This window comes from Stappia albiluteola (genome assembly GCF_014050225.1).
Classification (GTDB): domain Bacteria; phylum Pseudomonadota; class Alphaproteobacteria; order Rhizobiales; family Stappiaceae; genus Hongsoonwoonella; species Hongsoonwoonella albiluteola.
This window is the reverse complement of the sequence record NZ_JACFXV010000066.1, coordinates 18,917-34,354: the sequence shown is the minus strand read 5'-3', so window position 1 is coordinate 34,354 and position 15,438 is coordinate 18,917. Positions and strand designations below refer to the sequence as shown.

Here is a 15,438-nt window from a genome sequence, read left to right as displayed (position 1 = left end):
CTCAGCCGCCGAATTCCGGCTCTTCGTTCTCTTTTTCCTTAAGCATGCCGGAGACGATCTCCACCGTGCGGCCCAACTCCTCGATCGCCTTGTCGATGTCGCTGCGCTGCTTCTTGAGTACGTCGATCTGCTCGTTGAAGCGCGACAGCGCCACCTTGAGCTGGGTAATCTGGCCGTCGCGAAGGTCGTAGAGGTCCAGCATGTCGCGGATTTCGGCGAGCGAGAAACCGACCGACTTGCCCATCACCACGAGCTTCAGCCGGGCGCGGTCGCGGCGGTTGTAGATGCGGTTGAGACCGTCGCGCTTTGGATTGAGGAGGCCCTTGTCCTCGTAAAAGCGCAGCGTGCGCAGCGTGACGTCGAATTCCTTGGCCAGGTCGCCGATCGTGAACTGGGTCTTCTTGGTCGACTTGTCCTTGGCCGCCACGGCCTCGACGATGTCGTGATTGAGGGAGAGCGCTTCGCTCATGATGTCGTTCTTTCCCTTTGGTGTGTCCGTCGCCGGGCGGGCCGTGGAGGCCGCCGTCCGCCGCGTGATCGCAGCAGGGACCGGGCGACGTGACATTACGTCATGGGGTCAGAAATAATTTACGCGTACGTAAACGTCAACGAATTAGCCGGATTCGCACTGCGAATCGGCAAATGACAGTCCAATCTCCGTTTGTCGGGAACGCGGTAAGGGCGAAAGATTCCGGGCGCCGAGCGAGGGAGCGTACCGTGCGGAATCAGCGCCATTAACCGGCTGTTTACCGTAACAGGTGAATTGTGAAACGAGCTATCCGGGCTGGCGTTTCGTGTATCGGGCCGGATCCCGACTCTCCTGAAGTTACCGCTACGACACCCTGCCACGGGCAGGGGCTGAGCGACCGGATGCCGAAAAAGCAGGATCACGAGGCCGTTAATGTCCTGGACCGACCGACATCGCGATGAGGAGCGGGGCCTGTCCGTCCGCGAGCGCGGCGGCGATGCCGCGTCCTGGCGGGACGAGTGGGTCTCTCCTGCTGCCGGCGCGCGCAGGTTCATTGACCGGGAGCGTCCCGAGCAGCGTGCCGAAAGGCTGACGCGCTCGTCGACCGCCGTTCAGGTCCCCGAGCGTCCGGTTCGCGAGGACCTCTCCGATATCGCGAAGTCGCTGGACCGGCTGCTGCCGGAGCGAGCCCAGGCTTCACGCGAGCGCGCGGGTTCTGGGAAGGCGGGGGCGAGCGACAAGCGCGCCAACCGGATCGAGGCGGTGCTGCGGGCGCTCGACCGTCTGGACCAGCGCGTGGACGACCTGTCCAGGCAGGCGCCCGACGAGGACGAGCGTGCGTACCGGCGCGACGTCTCTGCCGCCCGCGAGGAGCGCGCGCTCCATCATCGCCGTCCGGAAGGCGATCCGCGCCCGTCCCAGTCCAGGCCTGAGCCTCGACCTCGGTCCGGCCATGCCGTGCGGATGGAAAGTGGCGAGCAGGCTGATACGCGCGCTCTGTTGCGCGAAATCTCCCGCCAGATTGAGCGCCTCAACGATCCCTATCACGAAGCCTATGGCGCCATGCGCGATGAAATCGCCTCCTTGCGGGAGGCGGTGCATGCGAAGGGCGGGGAGCGGCGGGACGATCCGCAGATCCGCAGACTTGCGGACGCGATCGAGGACTTGCGGACAGCCCACCCGGATGCGCGGCTTGTGGACGATCTTCGCGCCGAGATCGGTGAGTTGAAGGCGCGGCTCGGCCAGTCCAATGTCGAGGGGCAGTTGCAGACGCTGGAAAGCGGCTATTCGCATCTCGTCGAGCGGCTCAACGAGCTTTCTCGCAGCGCGGATCCAGCCTTGTTCGCCGGCATCGGCCAGCGGCTGCGCGAGATCGAAAGCGCTTTCCAGGTGCTGCCAAGCGCGGACCAGATGGCGGCGCTCGAGGACCGGGTGGTCGACATGTCGAGCCGCCTCGAGAGCGTTGCGCAATACGCCGGCGGCCCGGAATTGCGGCTGCTCGGCGAGGAGCTTCGGGACATTCGGGCCCTGGTGGAAAATCTCGACATGCGCGGTCTTGCGGCGGGCATCGACGAGCGCCTGCGCGAGGTGACCCATCGTCTCGACGATATCGATCGGCTGGTCGCCGGCCAGCGCGGCATCGCCGAGCGACTGGCCAATATGGAAGATCGGCTGCCGGACGCCCGCGCCGTCGACCGGCTGCAGGAGCGGCTGGAGCAGATTTCGCTGATGCTGAGCGAGGATCGCGCCCAGGCCGACATCGCGCCGCATTTCGATGCACGGTTCGACGATCTCGTCGACCGGCTCGATCGCATCGAGCATCACCGCTCGTCACAACGCAGCTATGACGCGGCCTTCACACTGCTGGAAAAGCGGCTTGCGGCGATCGACGGCAAGATTGACGCGTTCGACCGGCCTGACTTTCGTGCGGCCGCCGGTGGGCTCGACGGCGAACAGCTCGCCCGTCTTGAAAGCGCAATTGAGCGCCTCAATGCCCGTCTGGACGATGGCGGGTCCGGCGACCTGGCGGGCCTTGCGGACGTGCAGCGGGAAATCGCCGAGCTTCGCCTGTCGTTTGCCGAGCCGAAAGGCAACGCCGGGGATATCGAGGCGCGGCTGCGCGAGCTGGCCGAAGCGGTGTCGCGCGGAGGTGATGACAAGGCCATAGCGTTGCTCGAGGGCAAGGTCGCGCGTCTCGCCGCGGAGATTGACGCGGCCGAAAGCCGGTTGGCCAATCTCGGCAGGCCAGCCTCCCGTGCAGGCGCCGATGACACGAGCCGGGCGGTCGACGCGTTGCGGGATGATCTCCAGCAGCTCCTTTCCGCCGCTGCGGCCGCCGGCCGCGCCGAGCGTCCGGGCGGCGGTGACACCGGCGATATACAGGGCCTGCTGACATCGATCGGCGATCGCCTGGAGGCGCTGGACGACGACAAGGTCGAGCCGGCCCGCGTATTCGGAAAGGCCAGGACGGGAAACTCTCCCGACGACGACCGGCCGCTTGAACCGGGATCGGGCAAGCCTCCTGCTGTAGCGCGGGGGGCGGGGCAGGAGCGCTCTGCCCGGCGTCCTGCCGGGTCGCCGGAGGAAGAAGCGCGCAACCGCAAGGCCGATTTCATCGCGGCGGCACGCCGCGCCGCGCAGGCCGCCGCCGCAGAAGCTGCCGGCGGCAAGGACAAGACCGCCAAAGCGCAGCCGTCGAAAGGCAGGATTTCCAGAAGCGCAGCACGACAGGAGCCCGTCGTTGATGCGGTTGCCGCGATCGAAGCGCCGCCCGTCAAAGCGCAGGCCGAAGAAAAGGCGGGCTGGCTGAAGTCTCGCCTTGGGCGCAAGCGTGGCAAGTCGCCCACCGAGATTCCCGCCGTTGAGTTGGCCAGGCCAAGCCGCAAGGATATCCGCGCGGAGATCGCGGCCTCGATGGCGAACCTTCGCGCCGACCGCCGACCGGCTGAAGACGCTGCAGGCGGCGATGAGGAAAAGAAGCCCGCCGCGAAGGGCGGCGCGCCGATGTCCTCGCGCCGGCGCGCGCTGCTGCTGGCCGCTGCCGCCATCGTGCTGGCCATCGGTACGCTGCAGGTCTTCCGCCTCGTCTCCGCTCCGGCGGACGATGTCGCCGCAATCGAAACGCCTGCGCCGATCGTCTCGCCCGAAGTGCCGTCGTCCGTCAGCCAGGCGACGCCTCCTTCCGCTCCGGTGACGCCCGTCTCCGCCGGTGTCGTGAAGCCGCCTTCGCCACCTCCTTCGGAGGGTACGGCTGGAGCCGATGCCACAACGCCCGGGCCGCAGACGGCCGCCCCGTCGCCACGCTCCGAAAACGGCCACGGCGAGAGAGATGTCGCCTTTGCTCCTCCGGTCGGAGTGGACAGCAGCTTCGTACCGAAGTCATCGGTTCAGTCTTCGGCCGGCTTTGCACCTTCTCAGTCCAAAGCCGGCGGCATCGGGGAACCGGCCGCCGAGGACAAGGTCGTTTCCCTGCCGCCGGAAGACGTCGGCCCGCTGGCGCTGCGCAAGGCCGCGGCCAACGGCGATCCACGCGCGAATTTCGAGATCGCTGCCCGTTATGGCGACGGGATCGGCGTGCGGCCCGACTTGGCCGAAGCCGCCCGCTACTATCAGAGGGCGGCGGAGAGCGGCCTGGCTCCCGCGCAGTACCGCCTCGGCAGCCTGTACGAGAAGGGGCAGGGGGTTGCGAAGGACATCGCGAAGGCACGCACCTGGTACGAGCTTGCCGCGGTCCAGGGCAATGCCAAGGCGATCCATAATCTCGCCGTACTTCATGCGGAAGGCGTCGATGGCGAACCGGATTTCATCAAGGCTGCCGAATGGTTCGAACAGTCGGCCGGCTACGGCGTGCGTGACAGCCAGTACAATCTCGGCATTCTCTATGCGCGAGGCCTCGGCGTCGGGAAAGACCTGGTGGCGAGCTACAAGTGGTTCGCCCTGGCGGCCCGGCAGGGCGACAATGATGCCGCCAAGAAGCGCGACGAGGTCGCGAATATCCTGTCCAAGGAAGAACTCGCGGAAGCGCGGCTTGCCGTCGACACCTGGAAGGATGTGCCGCTCGCTCCATCCTCGAACGAGGTCGTGGCCGATCCGTCCTGGGTTGCGCCGGCGGATGTCGTCTCCAAGGCCGCTCTGTCGCTGGGGCCGCAGGAGATGGTGCTGACCGCGCAGAAGCTGCTGGCGCGCCTCGGCTTCGATCCCGGTACCGCGGACGGGCAGATCGGGCCGAAGACCCGCGATGCGGTGATCGCCTTCCAGAAACGGGAGGGGCTTCCGGCCACCGGCACGATCGATCAGGATCTTATCAAGGAACTGCTTGGCCGCTCGATCTGACGCGCTTGGGCCGAAAGTTCAAATTGAGTTCGGTCCGTCATCGCAGGAAGATAGCTGAAAGTACGTATTCGGCGTTGACAGAGGATGCTGTCAGCGCCCTTATCCGCGCAGGGGCTGGTCGCACCGGCTGCCTGAAACAGTTCGCCTCTTCAGGCTTGTGGGCTTGCGGACGAACTGAACCGAAATCATCGTGCCGGTAGAAAGCCGGCGGGACAAGCCGGGGTGCCCCGTGCAGATCTATCTTCCCATTGCGGAATTGCCCGTGAACATGTTCACGGTATTCGGAATGGGGGGAGCGGTCGGCTTCCTGTCCGGCCTGTTCGGTATCGGCGGCGGCTTTCTGCTGACGCCGCTTCTGATCTTTTCCGGTATCCCTCCCGCCGTCTCGGTCGCCACCGTGACGACCCAGATCGTGGCTTCGTCCGCGTCGGGAGTGCTCGCATACTGGCGGCGCAAGGCGATCGATTTCAAGCTCGCCGGCCTGTTGCTCGCCGCCGGCATCGTGGGATCCGGTATCGGCGTCTGGCTTTTCGATATCCTGCGCAAGCTTGGCCAGCTGGATCTCGTCATTTCCCTGTCCTATGTCACATTCCTCGGCACGATCGGTGTTCTGATGCTGATGGAATCGATGCGTGCCATCGCCCGCCGGCGTTCCGGCGCGAACGCACCCGTCCGGTTGCCGGGACGTCATAACTGGGTGCACGGACTGCCGCTCAAGATGCGGTTTCGCCAGTCACGCCTCTATGTCAGCGTGATTCCGATCATCTTCCTCGGTTCAACGATCGGTTTTCTCGGCACAGTGCTTGGCATCGGCGGCGGCTTCATGATGGTGCCGGCGCTGATCTATATCCTGCGGGTGCCGACCAATATCGTCATCGGCACGTCGCTGTTGCAGATCCTCGTCACCATGGCGGCGGCAAGTTTCCTGCATGCCGTTTCCACCCAGTCGGTCGATATCGTGCTGGCCCTGATCCTGATGGTCGGCGGAGTGATCGGCGCTCAATTCGGGGCGCGCACCGGGCAAAAGCTGCGCGGTGACCAGCTCCGCCTGCTCCTTGCCCTGCTGGTTCTGGCCGTCGGCGTGCGCTTCGCCGTCGGCCTGCTGATCATGCCGGAAGAGCTATATTCCTATTCCGTCATTTCGGGACTGATGAGATGAGGGGGCGCGCGCTCGCCGCCTGCCTGCTGGTGCTTTGGCTCGCGGGGGCAGGGTCGGCGCGGTCGGAGGCCCTGGTTGCGGCGCTGTCTTCCGACCGGGTCCGGATCGAATCCAATTTCACGGGTACCGAGATCGTCGTCTTCGGCGAGATCGTCCGCGATTTCGCCACCGTCGCCCGCGCCGATCCGTACGATATCGCTGTCATCGTAACCGGGCCTGAGCAAGACGTCACAACGAGGCGCAAGCAGCGGTTTCTGGGCCTGTGGGTCAATCGCGATGCGGAGACGTTCATTGGCGTGCCGGGCTTTTACGCCGCGCATGTGACCCGTCCGGTCGGCGATCTCGCCCAGCGCAACACGCTGGAGAGGTTCCAGATCGGCCTGCACAACATCAGCCTGCGCGTGCTCGAGGATTCGCCCGTTCCGATCTCGGAACGGTTCGACTTCCGTAACGCTTTTCTGCGGCTGCTGATCCGCAACGGCCTCTATTCCGAGCGTGCCGGTTCCGTTGAGTTTCTCAGCGACAGTCTATTTCGCACCACCATACCGATACCGTCGAACGTGCCGGTCGGGGCTTACAAGGTGCGCACCTATCTCCTGCGTGGCGGTGCGCTTCTGGCCAGCCAGGAAAACGACCTGACGATCGCCAAGACCGGCTTCGAGCAGCTTACCTATACTGCCGCCTACAAATATTCCGCCATCTACGGGGCGGTGGCTGTGTTCCTTGCGCTTTTTACCGGGTGGCTCGCCGGCGTGATCTTCCGCAGGGACTGAGCGTCACCCTTCCGAGATCGACGGAGGGGAGAATTACCCCTCCATCATGTCCGTTTGCTCTTTCGAGTTTTGCTTTCTGGCGTTTGCAATCTCCGATGCAATGGTTCTCCGTCACAGGATACACCATAGCTGGTAAAGAACGCCGGAGATGAACGAACCGGCGAGCGCGAGGCCGATATACAGGGCGAATACTGTCCGATTGACTAATGCCCAGACGGCGATGGCAGCGGGTAGGGACGTGACGCCGCCGGCGACGAGGAAGGCGAGACCAGCGCCAGGCGCCATGCCTTGATCGACAAGCCCGCTGACGAGTGGCAGAGCGGCATAGCCGTTCAGATAGGCCGGAACCCCGACCAGCGTCGCAGTGGCGATCGGCGCAAGCCCCGTTCCGCCAAGGGCCCCGGCAATCAGATTTGCTGGAACGTAAGCCAGCATCAGGCTTTCGAGCAGGAAGGCCAGCGTCAGCCACTTGGCAAGGAAGAGTGCGGCCTTCAGGCCCTCACGGCTGAACTTCGAAAGCCGTGAGCGGTCAGTCCAGAACCGCCAGACAATCGGTTGCACGGTCCGCACCTTGCCGCCGCCGCAGCCGCCATTGCCTACACCCTCCCTCAGGATACTGGAAAAGCTGCCGGCTTTTGTGAACAGCGCAACGGCTGCGCCGCCGAAGAGGCCAAGGCCAATGGCGGCAAGGGTCTTGGCGATCGCGAAGTCGAGGCCGAGCACGCCTGAAGTCAGGACGAACATTGACGGATCCATGACTGGGGACGCCAGCCAGAACGCCATGACAGCGGAAAGCGGCACACCCATGCTGAGCAGCGCCGCGATAAGCGGGATAACTCCGCAGGAACAGAACGGCGACAATCCGCCGGCCGCAGCTGCAAGGAGGATCATGATCGCAGGGGACCCGGTAAACGCCCGCGCGATCAGACCGTCCGCGCCGGAGGCGCCGGCAAAGGCGGCAAGGCCGATCGACAGAACGAGAAACGGTGCGACATCGATGAGGTTGCCCGCGGTGAAAAGAGCGCTTTCGATACCCTGCACAGGATCAAGCGCAAAGGTCGCCAAGAGGATCGCTCCCGACACCAGCCAAGCCTGCTCCCTGGCCAAGAGCGATGTTCCGATTGACTTTGCTTTGTCGCGGGCAACCAGTGTTAATCCTGACATAACGACACCTCTAGATTTATGGTGATAATAGACAAAAAATTTTTGGTCAGGCCGCGTCTTCGTGCGTGAGTTTCACGCCAGAGCAGCACTCCGACGTGAGGTAGGAGAGGGTGCGCTGCATTGCGTCATAATCCGCCCGGTTCGTCACTTCCCTGCCTCTGCGCTCCTGAATGACGAGGCCCGCATCGACCAACGAGCTCAGATGGTGTGCCAAGGTCGAAGCCGGCATCTCGAGAAGGGAGCCGATTTCACCGACGTTCAGGCCGTCATGGCCCGCTCGAACGAGAAGCCGGTAGACTTGCAGACGCGTATCATGACCGAGCGCAGCCAGAGCGCGTGCGATTGGAGAGGTTGATGTCATGGACGTTAATATAACTATATAACTAGTTATGTCAATATTCGATCGCTTCTGCTCGCACTTCGGCAATGATCCGGGTGATAGCCCTTGACGTGCCGCAAAGCGCGCATATGAATCAATTAGCGGACTATCCGCAAAGGTTGTGGAGGCGCCATGTGGACAGCCAGTACCAACCGACAGGAAGCGACTGCCAGCGACGTTCCTCTCGTCGCGCGGTTATTGGCTTATGCGGCCGCGGTTCCGTTTCTCGCCGCGCCTTTGATGATTTACCTGGAAGAGGCGGAAGACGGTCCATCGACGCGCGGCGCCATCGTCTATGCGGCGCTGATCCTGTCCTTCCTTGCCGGAATTCGCTGGGGGCAGGGACTGTTCTCGCAGGTTGACAAGGATCGGCGCGACCGGCTGTTTTTCTGGTCGATCGTGCCGCCGCTGATCGGCTGGGACGCAGTGTTTCTTCCAGAGACCGTCGGCTTTTTCGTTCTTGCCCTGGCGATCGGCGTGCAGGGCGCCATCGATTTCACTGAATCAGGCAAGGGCGGTCTGCCTGCCTGGTTCGGCAAGATCCGTCTGCACATGACGGCCATCGCCATGACCGGGCTGATTTCCGCCGGTCTGGTTTCCGCGTGACAATCAGTCGGACACCAGCTTGCTCGCGGTAAAGGGATAGAGGCGGCCTTCGCCAAGCAGGAAGGCCGAAAAACGCCGGGCTGGAAAAACGCTTTCCCAGGCGGGATCCAGCACGTTGAGGCCACCGGTCAGCACGCCGAAGGCGGGAAGCACCAACCGCTCGCCGTTGGTGGCGAAGCAGGGACGACGTACCGAGCGACCGTAACGCCGTACCTTGCCGGCCGGATGAAGATGGCCTGCGACCTCGGCAAAGCCCTCGGCCAAAGCCCTTGGCTCGTGGCGGAATGCGAGGCCGGCGAAACTCACCTCTTCAACCGTCTCGCCGCAAAGGCCGACCGGAGCGATTGGATCGTGATTGCCGGTTACCCAGATCCACTCCCGCCCGAGTTGCAGCGTCGTGAGCATGGCGCGGTAGGCGGCAGGCAGGCGGTCGGAGCCGTTGCGATCGTGGAAGCTGTCGCCCAGCGCAATCACCCGTCGCGGCTCGAAGGCGTCGATGGCCTCGGCGAGCTTTTCCAGCGTCGCGCCGGTGTCATAGGGCGGCAGCATCACACCGCGCCGGGCAAAGCTTGAGGCCTTTTCGAGATGGAGGTCGGCGACGACCAGCGTGTGCTCGTCCGGCAGCCACATGGCGCCGCTGTCGTGCAGGCCGACAAGTGTGCCCGCGATCGAAAGATCATGGCACACGGGCACGAAGCCGCGTGATTTCTGCGTGGCCGCGAAAAGCCTCACCCCATAGCCTCCCCGATCAGGTCGTCGGCGGCACCGGCAAGCAGCGCCTCCTGTGCCTCGCCGTAGACCGGCTCGCGCCCGATCTCGAGCATGACCGGAACGGCCAGCGGCGATACTCGGGCGAGCGCAGTATGCGTGATTCGACCGTGGGTTCGGGAAAGAAGTTCATTCAATCTTAAGATATCCAAAAGTCCTGTGGCCGCGTCGTGCCAGGTCGCGCGTAAAAGCACGTGATCGGGCTCATGCGAGCGCAATACGTCGTAAATGAGGTCTGAGGACACGGTCACTTGCCGGCCGGTCTTTTCCTTGCCCGGATGGCGGCGCTCTATCAATCCGGCGATCACCGCGCAAGAGCGGAATGTGCGTTTCAGAAGGCTGGAACTGGCGAGCCAGGCGTCAAGATCGTCGCCCAGCATGTCGGCGTCGAAGAGTTCGTCGAGCGACAATCGGCCTTGCAGGATCATGGCCGATAGATCGCCCAGGCCCCAGACGGCGAGGGCATAGTCATTGGCGACAAAGCCCAATGGCCGCGCGCCGGCGCGCTCCAGCCGCCGCGTCAGCAACATGCCGAGCGTCTGGTGGGCAAGCCTGCCGTCGAACGGGTAGGCGACCATGTAATGCTTTCCTGCCCTTGGGAAAGTTTCCACAAGAAGTCCATCGGCTGTGGGCAATTTCGACCGATGCCGCTGGATCTCCAGCCACTCGCGCACCTGATCGGGAAGCTGGCCCCAGCTTTCGGGTTCGGCCAACATGTGCCGCACCCGGTCGGCGAGATAGGTCGACAGCGGGAACTTGCCGCCCTGATAGGAAGGGATCTGCGGAGTTTCGGATCGAGTGCGCGAGACATAGGCCTCGTTCTCCCGGATCCCCTCGAAGCGCAGCACCTCGCCGGCAAACAGGAACGTGTCGCCAAGGCTCAGTTGCTCGACAAACCATTCCTCGATCTCGCCGAGCGGGCGTCCGCCGCGTCCGAGCGGCGATTGTCGTCCCGCGGCCCTGGAGCGCACCAGCCGCACCTTCAGCATGGGTGCTTCGACAATCGTGCCTACATTGAGCCGGTACTGCTGCGCGACGCGCGGGTGGGAGATGCGGTAGCTGCCGTCCGCCGCCTTCCTTAGCCGCGCATAGCGCTCGTAGGTCTTCAGCGCATAGCCGCCGGTCGCGACGAAATCGACGATCCTGTCGAAGGTTGCCCGATCAAGCCGGCGGTAAGGCTCGGCAGACAGGACTTCGAAATAGAGCTCCTCCGGAAAGAACGGCGCGGCGCAGGCCATGCCAAGCACGTGCTGGGCGAGTACGTCCAGGCCACCGTCGCGCAGGGGAGGCGTGTCCTGGGCCCCTGCCTTCGAGGCGGCAAGCGCTGCCTGGCATTCGATCACCTCGAAGCGGTTGGCCGGCACGAGGATCGCCTTGGACGGTTCGTCCATGCGATGGTTGGCGCGGCCGATGCGCTGCGCAAGACGGCTTGCGCCCTTCGGTGCGCCGACATTGACCACCAGGTCGACGTCGCCCCAGTCGATACCCAGATCCAGCGACGACGTGCAGACGATTGCCCGCAGCGACCCGGCTGCCATAGCCGCTTCGACCTTGCGCCGCTGGCCGACATCGAGCGAGCCGTGATGGAGCGCGATTGGCAGGTTGTCGTCGTTGATGCGCCAGAGTTCCTGAAACAGCATCTCCGCCTGGCTGCGGGTGTTGACGAAGATAAGCGTCGTCCTGTGCTCCTTCAGCACGCGGTAGAGGCCGGCAAGCGCATATCGGGCGGTGTGGCCCGACCAGGGCAGGCGCTCCGCCGTTTCGAGGATCGAGATGTCGGGCGTGGCGCCGCCGTCCACCTTCACCAGTTCCGCCAGTAGGCGCGTTTCCTCGGCGGGCTGCGCGACGAGATAGGCGCGCAGGTCGTCCGGCTCGGCGACGGTTGCCGACAGGCCGATTGCCTTGAGCCCGGGCGCGATGCGGCGCAGCCGGGCGAGGCCGAGCGACAGGAGATCGCCGCGCTTCGACGTCACCAGCGCATGCAATTCGTCGAGGATGATCGTGTCGAGATTGTCGAACATGCGGGCTGCTGCGGGATCGGACAGCAGCAGCGCTACCTGCTCCGGTGTCGTCAGCAATATGTCCGGCGGGGCCTGTTTCTGCCGCTGTCGCTTGTGCGCCGGGGTGTCGCCCGTGCGGGTCTCGACCGTGACCGGCAGTCCCATCTCGGAGACGGGGGCCTCTAGGTTGCGGGCGATATCGACGGCCAGCGCCTTCAGCGGCGAGATATAGAGCGTATGGATGCCGCGTCTTGCCATGCCCGGTTTTGTCCGCCCGCGCTTTGTCAGCGAGACGAGGCTCGGCAGGAAGCCGGCCAGCGTCTTGCCGGCGCCCGTCGGGGCGATCAGCAGCGTCGAGTGCCCGCTCTCCGTCAACCGCAGCAGGTCGAGCTGATGCGCGCGCGGCGCCCAGCCACGGCTGGCGAACCAGGTCTGGAAGGCCTGCGGCAGTAGGTCGTCGGCGGGCGCATGCATGAAACGTTGAATAGCAGAAACGAAAGGCGGTCACGAGGGCTGCTGGCATTTCCGGTCGGCGGAACTAAGTTGATGGCAGGGTCCGGTCCCAGCGACGGAAGATACGGCGATTTTGCAGCAAAACCTCATCCTAACCGATGCCGGTCTTTATTGTTCCGCCGGTGATTTCTTCATCGATCCGGTGCGTCCGGTCGAGCGCGCGCTGATCACCCATGGCCATGCCGATCACGCCCGCGCCGGCCACGGCTCGGTACTGGCAAGCTCCGAGACACTGAAGATCATGGCCGTGCGCTACGGAGCCGGATTTGCCGGCACTACGCAGGCGATCGCGCCGGGCGAGCGGCTGTCGGTCGCCGGTGTCGGCGTTTCCTTCCATCCGGCCGGCCATGTGCTCGGCTCGTGCCAGATCCGGCTCGATTTCGGCGGCTTCGTCGCCGTGGTCTCGGGCGACTACAAGCGGCAGCCCGACCCGACCTGCGCGCCCTTCGAACTGGTGCCCTGCGATCTCTTCGTCACCGAGGCAACGTTCGGCTTGCCGGTGTTTCGCCATCCGCCGGCCACCGGCGAGATCGGCAAACTTACGGCCTCGCTCGGGCTTTTCGGCGACAAGACCCATCTCGTCGGCGCCTATGCGCTGGGCAAGGCGCAACGCCTAATCGCCCATCTGCGGGAGAGCGGCTACAATCGTCCGGTCTATCTGCACGGGGCGCTGGAGCCGCTTTGCGCCCTCTACGAGGCCGAAGGCGTTGCGTTCGGGCCGCTGGAGCCGGTCGGCGGTCGCGGGAAGGAACTCGCCGGCGAAATCGTCCTGTGTCCGCCCGGACAGCTGACGGATCGTTGGGCCCGGCGCTTCGGCGATCCGGTGACGGCGCTTGCCAGCGGCTGGATGCGGGTGAGGGCTCGGGCAAGGCAGCGCGGGGCTGAACTGCCGCTGATCATTTCGGACCATGCGGACTGGGACGACCTGTGCCGTACCGTGGTCGAGACGGGCGCCGAGGACATCTGGGTCACGCATGGCGCTGAAGACGCGCTGGTGCATTGGTGCCGCAGCCGCGGGCTGAACGCGCGGCCGCTCAATCTCGCCGGCTACGAGGATGGCGGGGACGGCGAAACGGTGGGCATTGTTTAGCCGCGACTGTGGTTATATTCAAAAGGCACATTCGATCCGGGCCGAGCCTGTGGACATATCATTTGGCGGGGAGGGCAGGTGCCATGGCCGACGAGAGCGCAATCAACCCGGCAGAGGACGATGCCTATGCCGATGAGGCGCAGGCAGCGATCGCCGAACTTTTCGAGGGTTACCGCGCGGCCTTCGACGACTACGATGCCGAGGCGATCGCCGATTGCTTCGCCTATCCGGCGGTGATATGGCAGTTCGGCAAGGGTAACGTCTTCGCCGACGAGGAAGAGCTGCTGGAAAATATCGAGAAGCTGCTCGAAGCGCTCGATCGCGAAGAGGTCGTGCGCTCGGACTTCGAGGTACTATCCGCACATGTCAGCGGCTCGACGGCGCTGGTGTCACTGGCCTGGACGCAGGACAACGGCGCGGATGAATCCGTCTTCGAATTCGCCTGCCACTATCACCTCGTCCTCGACGGCGAGGATTGGCGGATCGCGATGATCGTCAACGAAACCTGAGGCATCTTTACCCGCACGCATGCAACGGTTTTCGGAGCTATTGGATCGGCTCTCCTACGAGCCGCGGCGCAATGCCAAACTGGCGCTCCTGACGCAATATTTCGGCACGACCCCGGATCCCGAGCGCGGGCTTGCCCTTGCCGCGCTTACCGACGGCCTCGATTTTCGCCATGCCAAGCCGGCGATGCTGCGAGGGCTGATCGCGGAACGCACCGATCCTGAACTTTTCGCGTTGTCCTACGATTTCGTTGGCGACCTGTCCGAGACGATCGCCCTGATGTGGCCGGCGAACAGGGGCGTCAATGCGCCGCCGCCGCTGCTGTCGGACGTGGTTGTGGGCCTGCGCAGCGCCGGCAAGTCCGAGGTACCGGGGTTGATCGCCGGCTGGCTCGATACGCTCGATGAGACCGGGCGCTGGGCGCTACTGAAGCTCGTCACCGGCGGCATGCGGGTGGGCGTATCGGCGCGGCTGGCGAAAACGGCGGTCGCCGGCCTCGGCCCTCTCGATACGGACCGGATCGAGGAAGCCTGGCACGGGCTGGATCCTCCCTACGAGGCTCTCTTCGCCTGGGCGGAGGGGCGTGCCCCTGCGCCCCTAAGCTCGGATCCCGCGCCGTTTCGTCCGCCGATGCTGGCGCGTCCCATCGAGCCGGAAACTTTCGCCGAACTCGATCCAGCCCATTTCGCCGCCGAATGGAAGTGGGACGGCATTCGCGTTCAGGCCGTAGCCGGCCGCGACGAGAGCGGAACCTTCCGCCGGCGCCTTTTTTCACGCTCGGGCGAAGACATCTCCGAAGCCTTTCCCGACCTGGTCGAGCAAATCGACTTCGAAGGATCGATCGACGGCGAGCTTCTGGTGGTTCGGGCGGGGCGCGTCCAATCCTTCAACGAGTTGCAGCAGCGTCTCAACCGCAAGTCCGTCACCAAGGCGTTGCTGAAAAGCCATCCTGTGGCAATCCGCGCCTACGATCTTCTTTCCTCTGACGGGCGCGATCTCCGGGAGCTTGCCTTCGAGGCGCGCCGCGGGGAGCTCGAAAGTTTCGTCGAACGCCTGTCGCTGCCGGCAATCGGACTTTCGCCGCTGATCGGCTTCCGCGACTGGGACGAGTTAGCTGCCGCGCGTGCCAATCCGGCTGGCCACATCGAAGCCGGGGATGCGGAGGCCGTAGAAGGCGTCATGGTGAAGCGGCGCGACGCGCCCTACGTGCCGGGCCGCCCCAAGGGCCTCTGGTTCAAGTGGAAGCGCGATCCCTATCTGGTCGACGCCGTGCTTCTTTATGCCCAGCGCGGCCACGGCAAGCGGTCGTCCTTTTATTCCGACTACACGTTCGGCGTTTGGCGGGACGAGGAACTGGTACCCGTCGGCAAAGCCTATTTCGGCTTCACCGACGAGGAACTTTTCGAGATCGACCGTTTCGTCCGCAACAATACGACCAACCGTTTCGGGCCGGTTCGCGAGGTTGCCCACACAAAAGTGACCGGGCTCGTTCTTGAGGTCGCGTTCGAAGGCATCGCCCGCTCGACCCGCCATAAGTCCGGATTGGCAATGCGTTTTCCGCGCGTTCATCGCCTGCGCTGGGACAAGAAGCCGGAGGATGCCGACCGCATAGAGCTGCTGGAGGCACTGGTTCCCGGCAACGTCAAGGCTTGATCGTCACGGTTCCACGGCGCAGGGT

At 64.4% G+C, this 15,438-nt stretch carries 12 protein-coding genes; 7 read left to right on the top strand and 5 right to left on the bottom strand.

Annotated features, from left to right (window positions below):
• Nucleotide 1: 1 nt before the first annotated feature.
• Nucleotides 2–469: a MerR family transcriptional regulator gene (locus tag H2509_RS18695; protein ID WP_182167988.1), complete on the bottom strand. Its 468-nt coding sequence runs from the start codon at nt 467–469 to the stop codon at nt 2–4.
• A gap of 432 nt (nt 470–901) precedes the next feature.
• Here H2509_RS18695 and H2509_RS18690 point away from each other — a divergent pair, with 432 nt between their 5' ends.
• The 3 genes from H2509_RS18690 (at nt 902) to H2509_RS18680 (ending at nt 6,733) form a co-directional block, all read left to right on the top strand.
• Entirely contained in the window at nt 902–4,801 is a 3,900-nt protein-coding gene (locus H2509_RS18690; RefSeq protein WP_182167987.1) for a peptidoglycan-binding protein, read from the top strand.
• 229 nt (nt 4,802–5,030) lie between these two features.
• Entirely contained in the window at nt 5,031–5,960 is a 930-nt protein-coding gene (locus H2509_RS18685; RefSeq protein ID WP_182167986.1) for a sulfite exporter TauE/SafE family protein, read from the top strand.
• Nucleotides 5,957–6,733, top strand: a complete 777-nt coding sequence (locus H2509_RS18680; protein ID WP_182167985.1) for a TIGR02186 family protein — start codon at nt 5,957–5,959, stop codon at nt 6,731–6,733. Before H2509_RS18685 ends, H2509_RS18680 begins: the two co-directional genes overlap by 4 nt.
• Nucleotides 6,734–6,844: 111 nt before the next feature.
• Here H2509_RS18680 and H2509_RS18675 read toward each other — a convergent pair whose 3' ends face one another.
• Entirely contained in the window at nt 6,845–7,798 is a 954-nt protein-coding gene (locus H2509_RS18675; RefSeq protein WP_235975104.1) for a permease, read from the bottom strand.
• 145 nt (nt 7,799–7,943) lie between these two features.
• Nucleotides 7,944–8,258 carry an ArsR/SmtB family transcription factor gene (locus H2509_RS18670; RefSeq protein ID WP_182167983.1) on the bottom strand — a complete coding sequence of 105 codons (315 nt, stop codon included), beginning with the start codon at nt 8,256–8,258 and terminating at the stop codon, nt 7,944–7,946.
• A gap of 150 nt (nt 8,259–8,408) precedes the next feature.
• On the opposite strand from H2509_RS18670, the gene H2509_RS18665 reads away from it, so the two are divergent.
• Entirely contained in the window at nt 8,409–8,882 is a 474-nt protein-coding gene (locus H2509_RS18665; RefSeq protein ID WP_182167982.1) for a DUF3429 domain-containing protein, read from the top strand.
• A 3-nt stretch (nt 8,883–8,885) separates the two neighbouring features.
• Here H2509_RS18665 and pdeM read toward each other — a convergent pair whose 3' ends face one another.
• Nucleotides 8,886–9,614: a ligase-associated DNA damage response endonuclease PdeM gene (pdeM, locus tag H2509_RS18660; protein ID WP_328805124.1), complete on the bottom strand. Its 729-nt coding sequence runs from the start codon at nt 9,612–9,614 to the stop codon at nt 8,886–8,888.
• Nucleotides 9,611–12,124, bottom strand: a complete 2,514-nt coding sequence (locus H2509_RS18655; RefSeq protein WP_182167981.1) for a ligase-associated DNA damage response DEXH box helicase — start codon at nt 12,122–12,124, stop codon at nt 9,611–9,613. Before H2509_RS18655 ends, pdeM begins: the two co-directional genes overlap by 4 nt.
• 112 nt (nt 12,125–12,236) lie before the next feature.
• Here H2509_RS18655 and H2509_RS18650 point away from each other — a divergent pair, with 112 nt between their 5' ends.
• The 3 genes from H2509_RS18650 to H2509_RS18640 all read left to right on the top strand — a co-directional run bounded on the left by H2509_RS18650 (nt 12,237) and on the right by H2509_RS18640 (nt 15,413).
• The gene (locus tag H2509_RS18650; RefSeq protein WP_182167980.1) at nt 12,237–13,253 is read left to right on the top strand and encodes a ligase-associated DNA damage response exonuclease; all 1,017 of its coding nucleotides are present in this window, start codon (nt 12,237–12,239) and stop codon (nt 13,251–13,253) included.
• A gap of 83 nt (nt 13,254–13,336) precedes the next feature.
• A complete protein-coding gene (locus H2509_RS18645) occupies nt 13,337–13,762 on the top strand; it encodes a DUF4440 domain-containing protein (protein ID WP_182167979.1) in 426 nt (141 codons plus the stop codon).
• 19 nt (nt 13,763–13,781) lie between these two features.
• The gene (locus H2509_RS18640) at nt 13,782–15,413 is read left to right on the top strand and encodes a cisplatin damage response ATP-dependent DNA ligase (protein WP_182167978.1); all 1,632 of its coding nucleotides are present in this window, start codon (nt 13,782–13,784) and stop codon (nt 15,411–15,413) included.
• Nucleotides 15,414–15,438 lie beyond the last annotated feature (25 nt).